Annotated in this window: 16 protein-coding genes and 1 tRNA gene; 6 read left to right on the forward strand and 11 right to left on the reverse strand. The window is 68.0% G+C overall.

The window, feature by feature from the left end:
* The first annotated feature begins 19 nt into the window (after positions 1–19).
* The 3 genes from AC3A6M_RS16195 (at position 20) to AC3A6M_RS16205 (ending at position 6770) form a co-directional block, all read left to right on the forward strand.
* A complete protein-coding gene (locus AC3A6M_RS16195; protein WP_487853753.1) occupies positions 20–1240 on the forward strand; it encodes an acyl-CoA dehydrogenase family protein in 1221 nt (406 codons plus the stop codon).
* Positions 1241–1342: 102 nt separating this feature from the next.
* A complete protein-coding gene (locus AC3A6M_RS16200; RefSeq protein ID WP_487853754.1) occupies positions 1343–5836 on the forward strand; it encodes a response regulator in 4494 nt (1497 codons plus the stop codon).
* 13 nt (positions 5837–5849) lie between these two features.
* Positions 5850–6770 carry a diguanylate cyclase gene (locus tag AC3A6M_RS16205; RefSeq protein ID WP_487853755.1) on the forward strand — a complete coding sequence of 307 codons (921 nt, stop codon included), beginning with the start codon at positions 5850–5852 and terminating at the stop codon, positions 6768–6770.
* On the opposite strand, the gene AC3A6M_RS16210 is transcribed toward AC3A6M_RS16205, so the two are convergent.
* The 10 genes from AC3A6M_RS16210 to AC3A6M_RS16255 form a co-directional block, all read right to left on the reverse strand.
* The gene (locus AC3A6M_RS16210; protein WP_487853756.1) at positions 6767–7219 is read right to left on the reverse strand and encodes a MaoC family dehydratase; all 453 of its coding nucleotides are present in this window, start codon (positions 7217–7219) and stop codon (positions 6767–6769) included. The two genes, AC3A6M_RS16205 and AC3A6M_RS16210, sit on opposite strands and share 4 nt — an antisense overlap.
* The gene (locus AC3A6M_RS16215; RefSeq protein ID WP_487853757.1) at positions 7216–8370 is read right to left on the reverse strand and encodes an acyl-CoA dehydrogenase family protein; all 1155 of its coding nucleotides are present in this window, start codon (positions 8368–8370) and stop codon (positions 7216–7218) included. The genes AC3A6M_RS16210 and AC3A6M_RS16215 overlap by 4 nt, the downstream gene beginning before the upstream one ends.
* Positions 8371–8381: 11 nt before the next feature.
* A complete protein-coding gene (locus tag AC3A6M_RS16220) occupies positions 8382–9584 on the reverse strand; it encodes an acyl-CoA dehydrogenase family protein (RefSeq protein WP_487853758.1) in 1203 nt (400 codons plus the stop codon).
* Positions 9585–9830: 246 nt separating this feature from the next.
* Positions 9831–10328, reverse strand: coding sequence for a PEP-CTERM sorting domain-containing protein (locus AC3A6M_RS16225; protein WP_487853759.1), 498 nt, complete (start codon positions 10326–10328; stop codon positions 9831–9833).
* 194 nt (positions 10329–10522) lie between these two features.
* Positions 10523–12817 carry a carboxy terminal-processing peptidase gene (locus tag AC3A6M_RS16230; RefSeq protein WP_487853760.1) on the reverse strand — a complete coding sequence of 765 codons (2295 nt, stop codon included), beginning with the start codon at positions 12815–12817 and terminating at the stop codon, positions 10523–10525.
* A 153-nt stretch (positions 12818–12970) separates the two neighbouring features.
* On the reverse strand, positions 12971–13480 hold the full coding sequence (locus tag AC3A6M_RS16235; RefSeq protein WP_487853761.1) for a hypothetical protein: 510 nt from the start codon (positions 13478–13480) through the stop codon (positions 12971–12973).
* A 15-nt stretch (positions 13481–13495) separates the two neighbouring features.
* A complete protein-coding gene (locus AC3A6M_RS16240; protein WP_487853762.1) occupies positions 13496–14047 on the reverse strand; it encodes a thymidine kinase in 552 nt (183 codons plus the stop codon).
* Between the two features lie 128 nt (positions 14048–14175).
* Positions 14176–16422 carry a penicillin acylase family protein gene (locus AC3A6M_RS16245; protein ID WP_487853763.1) on the reverse strand — a complete coding sequence of 749 codons (2247 nt, stop codon included), beginning with the start codon at positions 16420–16422 and terminating at the stop codon, positions 14176–14178.
* 29 nt (positions 16423–16451) lie between these two features.
* On the reverse strand, positions 16452–17237 hold the full coding sequence (locus tag AC3A6M_RS16250) for a hypothetical protein (protein ID WP_487853764.1): 786 nt from the start codon (positions 17235–17237) through the stop codon (positions 16452–16454).
* 108 nt (positions 17238–17345) lie between these two features.
* A tRNA-Leu gene (locus AC3A6M_RS16255) sits at positions 17346–17430 on the reverse strand.
* Positions 17431–17565: 135 nt separating this feature from the next.
* On the opposite strand from AC3A6M_RS16255, the gene copC reads away from it, so the two are divergent.
* The 3 genes from copC to AC3A6M_RS16270 are packed head-to-tail and all read left to right on the forward strand — an operon-like array spanning position 17566 to position 19342.
* Positions 17566–17931: a copper homeostasis periplasmic binding protein CopC gene (gene copC, locus AC3A6M_RS16260; protein ID WP_487853765.1), complete on the forward strand. Its 366-nt coding sequence runs from the start codon at positions 17566–17568 to the stop codon at positions 17929–17931.
* The gene (locus AC3A6M_RS16265) at positions 17931–18869 is read left to right on the forward strand and encodes a CopD family protein (protein ID WP_487853766.1); all 939 of its coding nucleotides are present in this window, start codon (positions 17931–17933) and stop codon (positions 18867–18869) included. The genes copC and AC3A6M_RS16265 overlap by 1 nt, the downstream gene beginning before the upstream one ends.
* A 29-nt stretch (positions 18870–18898) precedes the next feature.
* Entirely contained in the window at positions 18899–19342 is a 444-nt protein-coding gene (locus AC3A6M_RS16270; RefSeq protein ID WP_487853767.1) for a DUF411 domain-containing protein, read from the forward strand.
* 12 nt (positions 19343–19354) lie between these two features.
* Here AC3A6M_RS16270 and AC3A6M_RS16275 read toward each other — a convergent pair whose 3' ends face one another.
* Positions 19355–19672, reverse strand: a complete 318-nt coding sequence (locus tag AC3A6M_RS16275; protein WP_487853768.1) for an ArsR/SmtB family transcription factor — start codon at positions 19670–19672, stop codon at positions 19355–19357.
* Positions 19673–19698: the final 26 nt, after the last annotated feature.

Raw genomic sequence — 19698 nt, forward strand, 5'->3', positions numbered from 1 at the left:
CCTGATAAAAGGAGAACCCATGGATTTCGACTACTCCGACCGCTGCCGGGAGCTGCAAGCCCGCCTGCTCGCCTTCATGGACGAGCATATCTACCCGAACGAACAGGCTTTCAGGCAGGAAGTCGAGCGCAACGGGATCGAAAAGGGCAGCCGCTGGATGCCGACCGAACTCGTGGAGCGCCTGAAACCCCTGGCCCGCCAGCAAGGCCTGTGGAACCTGTTCCTGCCGCGCTCCGAACGCGCGCCCCAAGGCCTGTCGAACCTCGACTACGCCCCGCTGTGCGAGATCATGGGCCGGGTCGCCTGGGCGCCCGAGGTGTTCAACTGCTCGGCGCCCGACACCGGCAACATGGAAACGCTGGAGCGCTATGGCAGCGAAGACCACAAGCGCACCTGGCTCGAGCCGCTGCTGCAGGGCGAGATCCGTTCGGCCTTCGCGATGACGGAGCCGGAGGTCGCTTCCTCCGACGCCACCAACATCGAAACGCGCATCGAAAAGGACGGCGACGGCTACCTCGTCAACGGCCACAAATGGTGGATCTCCGGCGCCGGCGACCCGCGCTGCAAGCTGTTCATCGTGATGGGCAAGACCGACCCCGGTGCGGACCGCCACCGGCAGCAGTCGATGATCCTGGTGCCGAGCGATTCGCCCGGCATCACGATCAAGCGCCCCCTGCCCGTGTTCGGCTACGACGACGCGCCGCACGGCCATTGCGAGATCCTGTTCGAGAACGTGCGCGTCCCGGCCTCGAACATCCTGCTCGGGGAAGGACGGGGGTTCGAGATCGCCCAGGGCCGCCTGGGGCCCGGCCGCATCCACCACTGCATGCGCGCGATCGGCGTGGCGGAGCGGGCCCTCGAACTGATGTGCCGGCGCCTCCACAGCCGGGTCGCCTTCGGCCGCAGGATCTCGGAACAGGGCGTGTGGCGCGAGCGTATCGCCGAAAGTCGCATCCGCATCGATACGGCGCGCCTGCTGACGCTGAAGACGGCCTGGCTGATGGACACGGTGGGCAACAAGCAGGCCCGGTCCGAGATCGCGATGATCAAGGTGCTGGCCCCAGGCGTCGCCCAGCAGGTGCTGGACTGGGCGATCCAGGCCCATGGCGCGGCCGGCGTGTCGGACGACTTCCCGCTGGCCTACCAGTGGGCCGGCAACCGCACCCTGCGCCTGGCCGACGGGCCGGACGAGGTGCACCGCAACGCCATCGCCAAGCTGGAGCTGGCAAGATACGCCTGAGCGCCACGCGAGACGGACCAGCATGGCATTGGCGCGCCGCCTCAAGTAACATGGCCTGAAGCGGTGCATGGGCTCCGCTGACAGCCGGAGCTTGCATTGCTGTTGTTTCAACAACGATACCTTCCATCGATCCGGTCGCGCCTGATCACCCTGGTGTTCGCCTGCGCACTGCCGATCCTGCTCGGCTATTTCGCCTTCGCGCGCGACGCCGACCGCCGCGAATCCCAGCACGTGGCGCAGGATGCGCAGATGATCGCGCGCGCCCTGGCGGCGGCCGTCGACCGCGACCTCGACAACGGCGAAACCGCGGCGCGCGCCCTCGCCAGCCAACCGAGCCTGGCGGCCGGCGACCTCGCGGCCTTCCACGCCGCCGCGCGGGCCCTGCTGCGCCCGGAATTCCCGGCCTATGCCTTCGTGCTGAGCGGCGCGGACGGCCGCGACCTGCTCGATACCCGGCACGCCTGGGGCACGGCGCTGCCGCCCAGCGGCAACGAAGCCGACGTGCGGAAGGTGTTCGAGACCGGCGACAGCGTGACCTCCGGCCTGCACCGCCGGAACGCGTCGATGCCGTGGGTGATCTCGATCGCGGTGCCGGTCTGGCGCGACGGCAAGGTGGCCTACGCGCTGTCGGTCGAACAGCGCCCGCGCCGCATCGCCGAGCTGCTCGCCGGCCAGCAGCTGCCCGAGCGCTGGGATGCCCAGGTCTACGACAACCATGGCCGCCTGGTGGCGCGCAACGGCGACTCCGTGCAGGGCACCGGTTCGCCGATTCCGCCCGAGCTGCGTGCGGCGCTGGCGCGCAGCCCGAGCGGCCAGACGAGCCTGGCGCGGCCCGGCCTCGACACCATCAACGCCGCCTACGCGAGCACGCCGATGCACGGCTGGACCGTGGCGATCGGCTTCCCGCGCCACGCGGCGCGCGACCTGCTGGGGCGTTCGCCCGGCGCGACCCTGGCCGGCATCGGCACCCTGCTCGCCATCAGCGTGCTGCTGGCCTGGGCCATCGGCGGCTCGATCGCACGCGATGTCCGCGCCCTGACCGAGCCGGCGGCCGACCTCGGGCGCGGCCAGCCGCTGTCGATTCCCGAACTGGGCACCAAGGAAGCGGCGGCGGTGGCGCGCGCGCTGCGCAAGGTCGAGGGCGACCTGCTGCAATACCGCCACCGCCTGGAAGCGCTGGTGGCAGCGCGCACCAACGAGCTGCAGCGCTCCAGCGCCCTGCTCGCCACCGTGTACGCCAGCGCGCCTGTGGGCCTGGCCTTCCTCGACCGCGGCCTGCGCGTCATCATGATCAACGACTACCTGGCGGCCGTGAACAACCTGCCGGCCGCCAGCCACATCGGCCGCACCCTGCCCGAGCTGCTGGGCGAGCGCGGCATCGCCATCGAGGAACCCTACCGCCGGGTGTTGAACACCGGCCGCCCGCTGATCGAGGTGGAGGACAGCGGCGAGTCGCCGGCCGAGCCGAACGTGACGCGCCACTGGATCTGCAGTTACTACCCGGTGCACGGTCCGGATCGCGAACTGGTCGGCATCAACGCCGTGGTGCTCGACATCACCGAGCGCAAGCGCCAGGAAGAGCGCAATCGCGACAACGAAGCCCTGTTCCGCGCCCTGTTCGAAGGATCGGCCGACGCCCACGTGCTGGCCGCCCTCGGCGCCGGCTTCGTCAGCGCCAACCAGGCCGCGGTCGAACTGTTCGGCTGCGCCGACCTCGACGAGCTGCTGCAACTGTCCCCGGCCAGCCTTTCGCCCGAGTTCCAGCCCAACGGGCGCCGCTCCGACGAACTGGCCCACGAGTACATGCGCCGGGCGATCGATGCCGGGACCTGCAGCTTCGACTGGATCCACATGCGCCGCGACGGCACCAGATTCCACGCCGACGTGCTGCTGAACGGCGTCGACATCGGCGGCAAGGGCATCGTGAGCGGCACCATCCGCGACATCACGGCGCGGGTCGAGACCGATGCGGCCCTGCGCGCCGCCAGCCAGCGCCTCGAGCAGAGCGAGCGCATGATCCGCACCGTGACCGACAACCTGCCGGCCCTGGTCGGCTACTGGGACGCGGAGCTGCGCTGCCAGTTCGCCAACCGGCCCTACCTCGAATGGCTGGGCCGCCCGGCCAGCGAGGTGATCGGCCACACGGCATGGGAATTGATGGACGAGGCCCAGATGGCCCAGGTCCAGCCCTACCTCGACGGGGTCCTGGCCGGCGAGCCGCAGTTCTTCGAGCGCCAGCTGCAGCGCAAGGACAGCGACCAGGTGATACAAGCCTGGGGCAGCTATATCCCGGACGTCGACGACGGCGGCCGTGTGCGCGGCTTCTACATGCTGCATTCCGACATCACCGAACTGAAACGCACCCAGTCGCGCCTCGAGGAAGCCCTGCGCGCGGCCGAAGCGGCCAGCAGCGCCAAGGGCGAGTTCCTGGCGAACATGAGCCATGAGATCCGCACCCCGATGAACGCCATCATCGGCCTGGCGCGCCTGCTCGAGGAAGCGAAGCTGGAGCGGCGCGAGCGGGCTTACGTGGCGCGCATGCAGATGGCGGCCAGGTCGCTGCTGTCGATGCTGAACGACGTGCTGGATTACTCGAAGGTCGAAGCCGGCCAGCTGGTGCTGGAACACACCGCGTTCCGCATCGACGACGTGCTGGCCAGCGTCGCCGTGCTGGGCGCGGCCGGCGCCTGGCACAAGGGCATCGAACCGGTGTTCGCGGTGGCCCCCGACGTCCCGGCACGCCTGGTCGGCGACCCGATGCGGCTGCAGCAAGTGCTGCTGAACCTGGTCGGCAATGCGGTCAAGTTCACCGAGCGCGGCGAGGTGGTGCTGGCGATCGAGGTGGCGGCCAGCGCGGAAGGCCGCACTGAACTGGCCTTTTCCGTGCGCGACACCGGCATCGGCATCGCCCCCGAACAGCAGCAGCGCATGTTCGAAGCCTTCTCGCAGGCCGACAGCTCGACCAGCCGCAAGTATGGCGGCACCGGCCTGGGCCTGGCGATCAGCCGCCGCCTGGTGGCGCTGATGGGCGGCGACCTGCGGGTCGAGAGCGCGCCCGGCGCCGGCGCCTGCTTCCGCTTCTCGGCCTGGTTCGAGGTGGACGCCGCGGCGCCGCCGGCTCCGCCGCTGCCGGAACACGTCGCGCGCGTGCTGGTGGCCGACGACAACGCCAGCAGCCGCGAGGCATTGGCGCGCGCACTCGAAGGCCATGGCTGGGAAGTCGAGCGCGCCGCCACGGGCGCCGAAGCCCTGTCCCTGCTGCGCGGCGCGCGGCGCTACGACCTGGCCTTCATCGACAGCGTGATGCCCGACCTCGACGGCGCCTCGGTGCTGGCCTTCGCGCGCGCCGACCGCGCCATCCCGATGCCGCGCTGCGCCCTGCTGGCGGCCGATCCGGAGCGAGAGCGCCTCGATGCGGTCTCGGCCGACCTGCGCGTCGACGCCGTGCTGGCCAAGCCCTTCACGCCGGGCGCGCTGGCCGAGGCGCTGGCGGAAATGGCGAACGGCGGCGTGCCGGCCCCGCCGCCGCCGCCGGGCTCGCTGGGCGGGCGCCTGGCCGGCCTGCGCGTGCTGGTGGTCGAGGACAACCTGCTGAACCAGGAAGTGGCCAACTACGTGCTGCAGCATGCCGGCGCGGCGGTCGACTTCGCCGGCAACGGCCGGCTCGCGGTCAGCATGCTGGCCGAGGGCACGCAACACTACGACGCGGTGCTGATGGACCTGCAGATGCCGGTCATGGATGGCTTCGAAGCCGCGGCCGCGATCCGCGCCATGGGCTTCACGGACCTGCCGATCCTGGCGATGACGGCCAACGCGATGGAGGACGACCGCCGGCGTGCCCTGCGGTCCGGGATGGATGGCTACCTGCCCAAGCCGATCGACGTCGACGAACTGGTGGGCGCGCTGCGCCGCCTGACCGGGCGCGCCGGGACGGCCGGCGACGAGGCTGGCGCCGGCCATCCGGACGAAGCGGCGACCGGCGGCGCGGCGGCGCTCCCGCCTGGCATGCTGCCGGGCATCGACCTGAAGGCGACCCTGCCCCGCTTCGGCGGCAGTTTCGCCGGTTTCGCCGCCGTCTTCAGGCGCTTCGAGAGCTCGCAGGGCGGCGTGGTCGCCGAAGTGCGCACCCTGCTGGCGGATGGCGACCGGGTGCGCGCCGGCCAGCTGGTCCACCGCCTGCGCGGGGTCGCGGCCAACCTCGGCGCCACCGAAGTGGCCAGCCAGGCGCTCGACCTGGAACAGGCGCTGCGGGGCGAGGACGAGGCTGCCCTGGCGCTGCGCCTGGCGCGCCTCGAGGCCGCCCTGGCCACCGTGCTGCAGGCGGCGCGCGATCTGCCGGCGGAGCCTGCCGATCCCGCCCCGGATGGCGAACATGCCCGGGATGAAATGGAACAACGGACGCTCCAGGACGCGTTGGCGCATTTACGCGATTTGCTACAGAATAACAACATGAAAGCCATGGCGCAGTTCGAATCGCTGCGCCCCGCCCTGGCGCGCATGGCCCCGGACGCCGTGGCGCCGCTGGCGGATGCGGTGGCGACCCTGCGTTTCGAGGCGGCGGCCGCACTGGTGGAGCAAATCGCCGGGAATCTGTGAAACGGGGAGAGTGATGAGCTGGACCGACATGGCCGTCAACGGTCGCATCCTGGTGGTCGACGACGCGATGGAGAACATCCAGATCCTGCACGCCGCCCTGCAGGACGAGCACGAGGTCCTGTTCGCGATGGACGGCGCGCGCGCGCTCGAGATCGCCCGCGCCCAGCATCCCGACCTGATCCTGCTGGACGCCGTCATGCCCGGCATGGATGGCTACGCCGTGTGCCGGGAGCTGTTCGCGTCCGAGGAAACCAGCGACATCCCGGTGATCTTCGTCACCGCCCTCAAGTCGCCCGAGGACGAGACCCGCGCCCTCGGCGCCGGCGCCGCCGACTTCATCAGCAAGCCGGTGAATGCCGCCGTGGTGCGCGCGCGGGTGCGGACCCAGCTGACCGTGAAGCGCCAGCGCGACGCCTTGCGCGCCCTGATCCTGACCGACTCCCTGACCGGGGTGGCGAACCGCCGCGCCTTCGACGAGCGCCTGGAGATGGAATGGCGGCGCTGCGGACGCGCACAGCTGCCGGTGTCGCTGCTGATGGTCGACATCGACCACTTCAAGCTGTACAACGACCATTACGGCCACCCGGCCGGCGACGCCACCCTGGTGCAGGTGGCCAGTGCGATGCGGCGCGCCGCCGCCCGGAGCCAGGACCTGGTGGCGCGCTACGGCGGCGAGGAATTCGCGATCCTGCTGCCCCAGCTCGACGAACAGGGCGCCACCGGGGTCGCGCGGCGCCTGATGCACGAACTCGAGATGCTCGACCTGCCGCACGCCGCCTCGCCCACCAGCCAGCGCCTGACGGTCAGCATCGGCATCTCGTCGATGGTGCCTGGCGAGCACGGCGCGCCCGGCGACCTGGTGCAGGTGGCCGACGCCCTTCTGTACCAGGCCAAGGCCGGCGGGCGCAACCGCTACCGCACGTCCACCGGCTAGGCCGGCTTCCTCGCGAACATGCCCATGCCCTCGACCGTGCAGACGGTCTCGCCATGCTGGTTGATGGCGACCCACTTCGACCACACCACGCCGCGGTCGGGCTTCGAGTTCGAGGCCTTCACCCGGGTGGTCTGGTAGCGCACGTTGAGCGTATCGCCGGCGCGCACCGGGGCCAGCCAGCGGACCCCGTCCAGGCCGGGCGAGCCCATGCTGGAGGATTTCGCCATCAGGCCGTCGACCACCATCCGCATCATCATGCTGCAGGTATGCCAGCCGCTGGCGATCACGCCGCCGTAGATCGACTGCGCGGCCGCCTCGCGGTCGATGTGGAAGGGCTGCGGATCGAACTGGCTGGCGAAGGCGACGATCTCGTCTTCGCTCACGGTGCGGGTGCCGAGGTCGATGTCCTGGCCCGCGAAAAAGTCCTCGAAATACCATTCGGTCTTCATGCCGCGGCTCCTGCGGTAAAACCCGGCTGGGCCATGAAGCGCGCCAGGTGGTGGTCGGAATCGCCCAGGCTCAGTTCGATCGTGCTCAGGCGCTTGAAGTAGTGCGCGGCCGGCAGCTCGTCGGTCACGCCCATGCCGCCATGCAGCTGGACCGCCTGCTGGCCGACGAAGCGCGCGGCCTGGCCGACCCGGTACTTGGCGGCGGACACCGCCTGGCGGCGTTCGGCGGCATCGCCCGCGCGCAGGCGCACGGCCGCCAGCAGGGCCATCGAACGGGCCTGTTCGAGGTGGATGTACATGTCCGCCATGCGGTGCTGCAGGGCCTGGAACTTGCCGATCGGGACCCCGAACTGCTGGCGCGTCTTCAGGTACTCGAGGGTGGCGGCGAACAGCGCGTCCATCGCCCCGACCGCTTCCGCGCACAGCAGGCCGGCGCCGTAGTCGAGCGCGGCTTCCAGGATCGGCCAGCCGGCGCCCGGCCGGCCGATCGCGGCGTCCGGCCCGACGCGCACGCCATCGAAGCGCACGTCGGCGCCGCGCTGGCCGTCCAGCATGCGGTATTCGGTGAGGTGGACGCCCGCGGCATCGGCCGGCACCGCGAACAGCGCGATGCCGTCCTCGTCGCGCTGTGCGCCGCCGATCCGGGCCGAGACCACCAGCACGCCGGCCTGGGCCCCGTGCAGCACCACTTTCTTCTCGCCGTCCAGCAGCCAGCCATCGCCGTCCTGCCCGGCGCGGGCGGCGCTGGTCACGATATCGCGCATGTCGTGGCGCGACTGGCGCTCGCCCAGCGCGCAGGCCAGTTTCAGTTCGCCTGGCGCCACTTTCTCGAGAAGATCGGCGTGGCCGCCGCCCAGGCGCAGGAACTCGGCGCCCAGCACGGTGGCGAAATACGGCTCGACCACCAGGCCGCGTCCCAGTTCCTGCATCACGACGAACATGTCGACCGCGTCGCCGGCAAAACCGCCCTGCTCTTCGGGCACCGGCAGCGCAGTCAGGCCCAGCTCGGCCAGGGTGGCCCAGGCCTGCTCCGACGTGCCGCCGGGGGATTGCACGATCGTCCGGCGCGTCTCGAAGCCGTAGTCGCGCGCGATCCAGCGCTTGAGGGCGTCGGCCAGTTGCAGCTGCTCTTCCTTGAAATCGAAGTTCATGCTCGTTTTCCTTACAGGCCCAGGATCATCTGGGAAATGATGTTGCGTTGGATCTCGTTCGAGCCGCCGTAGATCGAGGTCTTGCGGTAGTTGAAGTAATGCGGCAGCAGCGGCGCGGCGAAGTCGTCGTCGAAGGCGCTGTGTTCGCTCTCGCCGGCAAGATAGGCGTCGTCGAAGGGCAAGGCCATCGGCCCGGCGGCTTCGACCATCAGTTCGGTCAGGCGCTGCTGGATCTCGGTGCCGCGCACCTTCAGCACCGAGGCTTCCGGTCCCGGCGCCTTGGCGGCCTGCGCCAGCACGCGCAGCACGGTGGTCTCCAGCGCCATCAGCTCGATCTCCAGCTCCGCGACCCTGGCCCCGAACAGCGGGTCCTCGAGCAGCGGCCGGCCGTTCTTCCGTTCGCGGCCGGCCAGGCGCTTCAGGCGCGCCAGCTCGCGCTTGGAGCGGCCGACGGCGGCGATGCCTGTGCGCTCGTGGCCCAGCAGGTACTTGGCGTAAGTCCAGCCGCGGTTTTCCTGGCCGACCAGGTTCGCGGCGGGGACGCGCACGTTGTCGAAGAAGACTTCGTTGACCTCGTGGTCTTCGTCGAGCATGACGATGGGACGCACCGTGATGCCGGGGCTGTGCATGTCGACCAGGAGGAAGGAAATGCCCTCCTGCTTGCGCACGCCCGGATCGGTGCGCACCAGGCAGAAGATCATGTCGGCATGCTGGGCCAGCGTGGTCCAGGTCTTCTGGCCGTTCACGATGTAGTGCTCGCCCTCATCGTCCTTGCCCCGTACCGCGGTCGTCTTGAGCGACGCGAGGTCCGAGCCGGCGCCGGGTTCCGAATAGCCTTGGCACCACCAGTCCTCGCAGGACAGGATGCGCGGCAGGTAATAGTCCTTCTGGGCCTGGCTGCCGAAGGCCATGATCACCGGCGCCACCATGTTCACGCCGAAGGGCATGATGGGCGGCGTGCCGGCGCGCGCGCATTCTTCCTCGAAGATGTGACGCTGGGCCGGGGTCCAGCCGGGACCGCCGAATTGTTCCGGCCAGCCCGGCGCCACCCAGCCCTGGCGCGCCAGGATCTTGTGCCAGCGGACGTAATCGTCCTTGGCAAGGCGCAGGTGGTTGAGCACCTTGTGCTGCAGGTCGGACGGCAGTTCGGCTTCCAGGAAGGCGCGCACCCGGTCGCGGAAAGCCAGGTCATCGCTCGTATAGTTCAGGTCCATTCCATCTCCTCTTAGCGCGCCTAACAAAAACTGCATGGCGGCGTTGCACCGTCTCGCCGTACTAAAGTACTGTCTTCGACGCTGCGTCGGCGGGCCGCACCCCTTGCCCTGCAGCTTTTGTTAGGCGCTTATATTCTTCGGGTCGCGGCAAAAAAGCACGACCGTTCAAAAGATTGTACCCGAAAAAATGGACGAAAAAAAAGCGGGCCGCAGCCCGCTTCGGGATGATGCCGTGCTGCCGAAGGATCAGCGCGAGCGGCGGCGAACCAGACCGGCGGCGCCCAGCATACCGGCCAGCATCAGGGCGATGCTCGACGGCTCCGGAACCTCGGCGGCGCCACCGCCGTTGCCGGCGCCAACGCCGTCTTCGAGGGTCGCTTTGCCGATGGTGGCATCGACGATCTTGAAGCCGTCCGGCGTCACGATCACCGACATGCCGTCACCCGCCAGGGCGGCTGCCTTGGCCGAGCTCAGTCCCGTCACGTAGACACCGTCGATGCCTTGTTTCAGGGAGACTTTCATGTCGCTGCCGACACTGGCGCTGACTTTTTGATACAGCGCTTCCACCAGGGCATCACTGCCGGCGCCGCGGTTGACCCCGGCGATCACGCTGGAGTCACCCACTGCGCCAGCAATATTGCTGCCGCTGATGACGCCAACGCCGCTGGACGTCTGGATGACGTCTGCATGGGCGGCGCAAGCGCTGGCCATCAAGGCCGCTGCGATGAAGTAACGAATTGCCATTTTGCACTCCTTGCTCTGCGTTGAAGATTATAATTTCTACAATTGCAGAGCAACTCTACCATATCTGTTCGAAATCCTAAGTTCAATTGAATCGCATAAAAACAACGAGGCTCCCACTGGGGGGGGAGCCTCGTTTCCTGGCGCTACCACAACCTTCCGGCGCGCAATTTCAATGTTGCTTTACGATTAATACATCAGTTGCCGTTCTGTTTCACTAATGACAAGTACGGCATGGTGCGCGACGCCATCCGCGTGTCGGCCTTCAGCATGCCGGCTTCGTCCGCGAGGATATGGGCGGCTTCCTGCAGGTACACGTCCTTGGCGTTCTTGGCCGCCTTCTCGGCCGCGATTTCCGCCGCCAGGCTGCGCTCGTCGCCCTGCAGGCCGTCGTCGGAGCGCGGCGCGCCTTTCAGCGCCACGTTGCTCTTCTTCGGCGCGGTCGGATTCGGGGCCTTGGCGCGCTGTTCCTTGCTGCCCGGACCGGCGACCGGCTCGTCGCCCTTGCCGGATTCGTCCGCCAGGCGCGATTCGCGCAGGCGGGCCTTGGCTTCCTGGTTCTCGCGCTCCTTGCGGCGCACCGCTTCGTTCAGCGAGATCAGGTTGTCCTTGCGCAGCTTCAGGGCCTCGGCGATGTCCTGCTCGATCTCGCGGAACTCCTTGTCCTTGGCGACGCGGGCCTCATGGCGCTTCTGCAGCGGCGACACCAGTTCCTTCAGGTCGCCGGACGGCAGGTAGGTCGCCGGCTTGATCTGCACCCAGGGCAGCGCATTGTCATAGGACGACTCGCCGAAGTTCTCGGCGTCGGAGGTCACCGGCAGCTTGATGTCCGGCGTCACGCCGCGCAGCTGGGTGGTGCCGCCATTGATGCGGAAGAACTGGGCGATCGTCATCTTCAGCTCGCCGTACTTCATCTTGTCGCTCTGCGAGAAGCGGTCGAGGTTGATCAGGGTCTGCACGGTGCCCTTGCCAAAGCTCGGTTCGCCGATCACGATGCCGCGGCCGTAGTCCTGGATCGCAGCGGCGAAGATCTCCGATGCCGAGGCCGAGCCGCGGTTGATCAGCACGCCCATCGGGCCATCCCAGGCCAGGCCGGCGTTGGTGTCGCTCTCGACCTCGACGCGGCCCTCGGCGGTGCGCTGCTGGACCACCGGACCCTTGTCGATGAACAGTCCGGTCAGTTCGACCGCCTCGATCAGCGAACCGCCGCCGTTGTTGCGCAGGTCGATCAGCACGTTGTCGACTTTTTCCTTCTTCAGCTCGCCCAGGATGCGCTGCACGTCGCGGGTCGCGCTCTTGAAGTCCTTGTCGCCCTTGCGGCGCGCCTCGAAGTCCTGGTAGAAGGTCGGCAGCGAGACGATGCCGATACGGCGCTTCACGCCCCCGTCCCTGACTTCGATGATCTGCTTCTTGGCCGACTGCTCTTCCATGCTGATCTTCTGGCGCACCAGCGGGATCGTGACGTGCTTGCCGTCCTGGCCGGCATCGCCCGGCAGCACGTCCAGGCGCACGGTGGAGTTGCGCTCGCCGCGCACCAGCTGGACCACGTCGTCGATGCGCCAGCCCATCACGTCGGTGAACGGGCCGTTGCCCTGGGCCACGCCGACGATGCGGTCGCCCACCTTCAGCTTGCCCGACTTGTCGGCCGGGCCGCCGGGGACGATCTCGCGGATCACGGTGTAGTCGTCGCGCGACTGCAGCACGGCGCCGATGCCGTCCAGCGACAGGCGCATCATGATGTCGAAGTTCTCGGCCGAGCGCGGGCCCAGGTAATTGGTGTGCGGCTCGATCGCGGTGGCGTAGGCGTTCATGAACATCTGGAACACGTCCTCGTTGTTCAGCTTCTTGAGGCGGTTCTGGTAGCCCTCGTAGCGCTTGTCGAGGGTCTCGCGGATGCCCTTGTCGTCCTTGCCGGCCAGTTTCAGGCGCAGCCAGTCGTTCTTGACGCGCTTGCGCCACAGGTCGCGCGCCTCGTCGTCGCTCTTGGCCCAGGGCGCCTTCTCGCGGTCGATCTGCAGCGATTCGTTGGCGGTGAAGTCGAAATTGCCCTTGGCGACCAGTTCGCGCGCATAGGCCATGCGGTCGTTGAAGCGCTGCTGGTAGATGTTATAGATCTGGAACGGGAGCGTCAGGTCCTCGTTGTTGATCGCGTCGTCGAACCTGGTGCGGGCCGGCGCGAACTGGTCGATGTCGGCCTGGGTGAAATAGAGCTTCTCGCTGTCGAGCGTCTTGAAGTAGTTGTCGAAAATCTTGGCCGACATCGCATCGTCCAGCGGCACGGCCTTGTAGTGGTAGCGCGCGAGCACGCGCGACGCCCACAGCGCGGCCTGGGTCTGGGCCGCGGTCGGCTTCAGCTGGAGCGCATTGGGCTGGGCCGCGCTGGCCTGGACCGTGCTGGCCTGGGCCGGGTTGACCTGAACCTTTTCCGGCTGCGCCGTGACGACGTGCGCCGAGGCGAACGCCAACGCAACCATCAACATCTGCTTCTTCATTGTTCGTATCTCCGGGCGGAATATAAGGCGGCGGCAAGGGCCGATTGGACTTGGGCCGCGCGTGTGCGACCAATTCTACAGGATAGCGCGACGGCGTAGAGTCGGCTTGTATGCTTCTTCAGCCGAGCTTAAGTCGAAGACGGCCAGGCGCGGTCACGCTTTTACAAATTGAAACAGACCGGGGCGGAACCAATACAAAGCGACCGCTGTTGCCATGATAATCACCAGCCAGGGCCAGCTGCGCCACGCCAGCCGCCAGTCCACCGGCGACGGCCAGAACGACAGGAATTGCGGCGCCAGCAGCAGGGTCAGGGCCAGGTCGGCCGGGCCGAAGCGCCATGCGCCGCGGGTACGCCACCAGGCCACCGCCAGCGGCACCAGCAGCACCAGCAGCGGCGCCAGCGCGGCCGGTGCCGCGTTATACCAGCGCAGGTTGGCGAAGGTGACGGAACCGAGTTCCCAGGTGCGTCCGGTGCGGCGCGGGACGATCGAGAAGCCGGTCGGTTCCGCGCCCAGCAGCAGGCCGACGGAAAAATGCGCCAGCTCGTGGCACAGGGTCCCGGCCGCGCTGAACACGAAGAACAGCGGGTGCAGCGAGGTCACCAGCCAGATCAGGAAGGCCAGCGCCAGCGAGGGCACGAGGTAGAGCAGGATGTCGGCCATCCCGGCAGGTCCCGCTCAGCCCTTGTAGAAGCAGCGCCCGCAGGCCTGGCGGTAGCTTTCGTTGCCGCCGATGCTGACCTGCTCGCCTTCGCGGATGCGGCGGCCTTCCGCGTCGACCCGGATGTTCATGGTCGCCTTCTTGCCGCAGGTGCAGATGTTCTTGATTTCCTCGATGTCGTCGGCCAGCGCCAGCAGGTAGGCCGAGCCGGGGAAGGGATCGCCGCGGAAATCGCTGCGCAGGCCGTAGCAGAGCACGGGCACGCCGCGCACCTGGGCCAGGCGGTGCAGCTGCACCACCTGTTCCTTGGTCAGGAACTGGGCTTCGTCGACCAGCACGCAGGACACGTCCGGGGCGCTGTCGAGGAAATCGGTGGCCCTGTCGAACACGTCCACTTCGCGCTGCGGCCCCAGGCGCGAGGTGATCAGTCCGACGCCGTAGCGGTCGTCGATGGCGGCCGTGTACAGCTTGACCTTCTGGCCCTGCTCTTCGTAGTTGTGGGCCACCTGCAGCAGCGAGGTGGATTTGCCGGCGTTCATTGCCGAATATCGAAAGTATAGTTTTGCCACTGCAGTCGCGCCCGGATTCCACTCGTCTTAATAACTTGCAAAATTATAGCAAGCGGACCCGCAATCGAAAACCGCCCGGGCCGACAACCGGCGTCCGGGCGGCTGCTTGCTGGCCGCTTATTGGCCGCTTATTGGCCAGGATGGTATCTGCGTTCCAGCTGCTTCTCGATGTCCTCTTTATAGAACAGCACGTCCTTGAACTGCCCGCGGCTGTACATCTCGGCCTGGTCGCTGAAGTGCGGCGACTTCGGGTCCCCGCTTTCGCCGCCGGCCAGGATGCTCTTGGCGCGCACGCGCGGCCCGAACTCCACGGCCGCGACGAAACTGTTGCCGCGGTCGCCGTAGATGCGCCTGGTGGTCTGCTTCGCCACCATGCCGAACGAGGCCAGCGAGCCCCAGTTGGCCGAGGTGAAGCCGACCGGGATGCTGGGCTTGCTGTCGTCGTACTGCTGGTCGACCTCGCCGCTCAGGCGCTGGAAGCGGTTGATCTCGCCCCACGGCGTCTTCCAGCTGCCGAAGTCGGCCTGCAGCCTGTCGGAAGCGCGCGCCAGCGACTCCAGGCGCTCCTGGGCCGTGAGCCTGGTCTGGATGAAGTCGACCACCGGCACCTGCTGCGCGCGGGCGCGCGCGGCGTGTTGCGCGACCATGTCCTGGCCCCAGTACACGGCCAGCGAGGTCGGGGTGGAATCGACCGCCCAGCGCAGGTCCCAGCCGCGCAGCAGCGCCGCCTGCCCGGCCAGGCGCGCCTTCAGCGCGTCGCCCTCGGGCAGCGCTTCCCAGTCCTTCAGCAACGCCGGCACCAGCGGCTCGAAGGCCGTCAGGTAGGGGTCGTAGGCCTTGCCGATCAGGCCATCGATGGTCAGGTCCCGCGCATCGTGCAGCACCCGCTCGGCGTGGATGCCGCGCGCATTCTGCGGCAGCGACCACATATAGCCCGGATAGGCCTTGCAGTCAGGGCTGCTGGCGCCGAAGCCGGTGCAGGGCCAGTTGTTGGTGTTCGAGATATAGCCGCTCTCCGGATTGAAGACGGTGATGGTTTCCCTGACCTCGTGCAGGCCCTGCCACTCGGTGGCAGGATCGCTGCCGTCGACCGGATGGGTCCAGTCGAAGCGCGGGTCGCGGCGCGGGATGAAATTGCCGTGGAAGTAGGCGATATTGCCGTCGGCATCCGCGTACACGGTGTTGTTCGAGGAGTTGGTACGCAGCTGCATCACCTTCAGGAAGCCTGCGTAGTCGCGGGCCTTGGTGCGGCCGTAGGACTGTTCCAGCGCATGCACCGGATCGTCCATCATCTTCACCGCCACCCACTTGCCGCCCTCTTCCCGGATCACCGGGCCGTGGTGCGTGAAGTACGCGGTGACGCTGCGGCTGCGCATGCCGTCCGCGGTCTTGTACGGCAGCACGATGGTCTTGCTGCGCATGGCGCGCTGTTCGCTGCCGTACTTGTAGAAGAACTTGCCGTCGCGTTCGACCACGGTTTCCAGGTACTCGTCGATGACGTCGCCGCCGCCCGAGGTATGCATCCAGCCGAGGCGCTCGTTGAAGCCCTGGTAGATGAAGAACTGGCCCCAGGTCACGGCGCCGTAGGCGTTCAGGCCCTCTTCGCTGACCATGTGGACTTCGGGTCGGAAGTAGAACGAGGTGTGCGGGTTGATCATCAGCAGCGCGTGCTTGCCGGCGCTGCGCTGCGGGGCGATCGCGAAACCGTTCGAACCCTGCGGCTCCGGATCGAAGCCCTTGCCCAGGTCGGCCATCGCCATCGACATGGCCAGGGCGGGCGCCGGGCGCTTGCCATAGAAGGCTTCGAGGTTCTTCAGGCTGATCGACTCGATGTCGCCGCCGATGCTGCCCTCGCTGAAAGCCAGCGCCATCCACGGCTCGAAGCGGGTCAGCAGCTTCGGCTTGGCCTGCGGGTGGGTGGCCAGGTACCAGTTCAGGCCATCGGCCCAGCCGTTCATCAGCCTCTTCAGCCATGCCGGGCTGGCCGCATATTTGGCGCGCATGTCGGCCGGGTCGATGTAGAGCTTCATGCGCAGGTCGCGCCAGATCTCCTTCTCGCCTTCGACTTCGGCCAGGCGCCCCATCGCATTGATGTAATTGAGCTCGACCCGGTTGAAATCGTCCTCGGCCTGGGCGAACACCATGCCGAACACCGCGTCGGCGTCCGTCTTCCCGAACACGTGCGGGATGCCCCACTTGTCGCGCAGGATGGTCACGCGCTGCGCGGCCTGCTTCAGGCGCGCCAGTTCGGCGTGCGACAAGCTGGCGGCCGCCTGCGCTGCGGCCCTGGGGGCGGCGGCCGCCACCGCGGGCGGCAGCGCCGCCAGCATGGCCAGGCTCAGTGCGGCCGAGGCGATCGAACGGGTGGTCGGCATGGGGTCTCCTGTTTGTTTTTATCTTGTCGTCATGCGGCGCCGAGCAGCACCAGCTTCTGCTTCAGCACGTCGTTTTCGCCGATCAGGGTGGCGACCCGGTCCTTCAGCTCGGCCACCTGGGCCTTGAGGGCCCTGACCTGGTCTTCGGGCGTCTCGAACTCCGCTTCCTTCTTCGGCTTGGCGGCGCTCTTCTGCTCGCGCACCTGGCGCGCGGCCTGCTGCAGCTCCTTGCGTCCGCCGGCGACGGCCGCGACCTGGGCTTCGCGCGGCAGCGACGCCACGTTGGCGGCGGAACTGATCGAGATGGTGCCGCTGCGCACCGCCTCCACCAGCTCCGGCGCGGCCGCTTTCTGGATCCGCTCGATCTGGCTGATGGTGTTGGGCGACACGCGCGCGGCGCGGGCCACTTCCTGGCGCGTATTCCACGGCGGCGAGAACGGGACGGCCTGGTCGGCTTCGGTCTGCAGTTCGTCGTCGGTTTTCTGGACCACGCGCGCGGCCAGGATCTCCTTCTTGCGCAGCGCCATCAGGCCGCGCTGGAAGTCGGTGACGCTGCGGCGCGCCAGCTGGTTATCGATCATCCACAGCTTGACGTCTTCGATCGAGTCGAAATTGTCGTTCTGGACGGTGCGAAAGGGAATCCCGTGCTGGCTGCAGATGGCGTAGCGGTTATGGCCGTCGATCAGGACGTCGCGCCACAGGATCAGCGCTTCGCGGCACCCTTCGGTGAGCAGGCTGCGTTCCAGGGCTTCGTGTTCGGCGGGCGTGAGGGGGTCGACGTAGGTACGGAGTTCGTCGTTAATCGTGATGTTCAATTCAAATCCTTGCGTAATGCGATGGCTGTGCGCATGCTACACCATGCAAGGATTCAACTAAAGTCACGCGGCAATATTGGAAGCCGGTCCAGGAGTAAAGAACAACAGTGGTGCGGGCAGCCGGAATCGAACCGGCACGCCTCGCGGCGGCAGATTTTAAGTCTGATGCGTCTACCAATTTCGCCATGCCCGCGCCGGCCGGGATTGTACTACGAGCAGCACGGACAGTGTTAGTCGTCGAGTTCCGGCCGGGCGCAGGCTTCTGGCCAGGCATGCCATCGGTGCGTATATCATCATGGAACTTGTCGCCTTCGAATCAGGAGTCACCATGCCGATCCAGCGTTTTTTGACAGCCTCCGCGTTTGTCCTGGCAAGCGCCGCCACCCCGTCGGCTTTCGCGCACGCGAAGCTGCAATCTTCCGATCCCCAGGCCGGCAGCACGCTTCGCGCGGCGCCAAAGCAGGTCCGCCTCAAGTTCAACGAAGCGCTCGAGCCGGCGTTCAGCAGGATCAGGGTGACGGGCGCTGAGAACAAGGAGATCGCGCTCGCCGCGACCACCGTCGACAAGGCCGATCCCACCGTCATGACGGCCGCGCTGCCGCCGCTGTCCGCCGGCGAATACCGCATCCTATGGACCGCCATGGCCCGCGACGGCCATCGGGTGAAGGGCGAAGTCGTCTTCACGGTCAAGTGATGGGGCTGGACCTGCAGACGGTCCTGCACCTGTTCACTGCCCTGCTGAACCTGGCGGTGGCCGTGCTGACGGGGGCCAGCGCCTGCCGCTGGCGGCTGGCCCGCGACGGCTCCGCCTGGGCCGCGGCGCGCCGCCCGCCCATCCGCAAGGCCGCATGCGCCGGCGCCGTGCTCGCGCTGGCCGCCAACGGCGTCCTGCTGTGGCTCGCATCGGCGGCGATGGCCGAGGTGCCGGTCAGCCAGGCGGCCGGCGCCACCTGGACGATGCTGAGCGCCACCCACCTCGGACTGGCGTGGGCCATCGGAATGGCCGGGCTGGCGCTTGCCGCCGCCGGCGCCTTCATCCGGAGCGAGCGCAGCCCGGCGCCGGCGCTGCTGGCCCTGGCCGCGCTGGCCGTGTTCTGGTACTCGCGGAGCATGGCCAGCCATGCCGCCAGCGAAGGCGACTTCAGCCTGCCCTTGCTGGCCGACTGGCTGCACGGCGGCCTGACCAGCCTGTGGCTCGGCGAAGTACTGGTGGCCGGAGCGATCATGCTGGCGGGCGCCGCAGACATGAGCGGCGCCGACCGGCAGGCGCGCGCCGCATATGCCGGCGCCCTGTCCAGCTCGGCCACCCTGGCGCTGGCCGGCATCGTCGTCACCGGCCTGTACGCGGCCTGGCGCAACCTGGGCGGATTCGGGCACCTGCTCGGCAACCCCTACGGCACGACGCTCTTGGCCAAGCTGCTGCTGGTCGGGTCCGCGGCAATGCTGGGCGGCGTCAACCGCCTGTTCGTGATGCCGCCCTGGCTTGCCCGTGAATCCGCGGGACGGCCCGCAGCCGACGCGTTGCCGCTGCGCTTCCGGCACATACTGTGGATCGAAGCGCTGGTGCTGGTCGCGGTCGTCGTGCTGGCGGCCTGGCTGGCGGCGACGCCGACCCCGGCCGAACAGATGTAAGATGCCTGCCCCACACCGAGGAGGAAAACATGTTCATCGAAAACGCAAAAAGACTCGCGGCCGCCGCCCTGATCGGGCTGCCGATGCTGGCAAGCGCCGCCACCCAGGCCATCGAAGTCTACAAGAGCGCGACCTGCGGCTGCTGCGAAGCGTGGGTCGAGCACCTGCGCGCCAACGGCTTCCAGGTCAACCCGCACAACGTCGCCAATCCTTCGGACATGCGCGAGAAAATGGGCATGCCGGACCGGCTGGGCGCCTGCCACACCGCGGTCGTCGGCGGCTATGCGATCGAGGGGCACGTGCCGGCCGCCGACATCAGGCGCCTGCTCGCTTCGAAGCCGCAGGCGAAGGGCCTGGCGGTGCCGTCGATGCCGCCCGGCTCTCCCGGCATGGAAGCCGCGGTGCACGTGCCGTACGACGTGCTGCTGGTCCGCAAGGACGGCACGACGTCGGTCTACCAGCACTACGAGTGAGCGGATCGCCGCCTACAGCGCCCCGATCGCCAGCTGCAGCTGCTGCAGGCGTTCCCGGTTGACGCAGTAGCAGACCCGCTGCACGTCCGACGCGCCTTCGATCAGGCCGGCCTCCTTCAGGATCGACACATGCTGCGAGATCGTCGACGGCGCCAGGGGCAGCACGTCGGCCAGGCTCCCGAAGTAGCACTCGCCATAATCGATCAGGTGGCGCAGCAGCTGGATGCGCGCGGGATGCGCGAGCGCCTTGCACATGCGCGCCAGGTCGTCGGCGTCGATTTCCGTGGCGCGCGGGACAGCGGTGGCCGGGGGGCAGCAGGATGTTGACATGGGGGTCATTCGTGATTGGGCGAATG

Source organism: Telluria sp. Soil_C_11 (assembly GCF_057657395.1).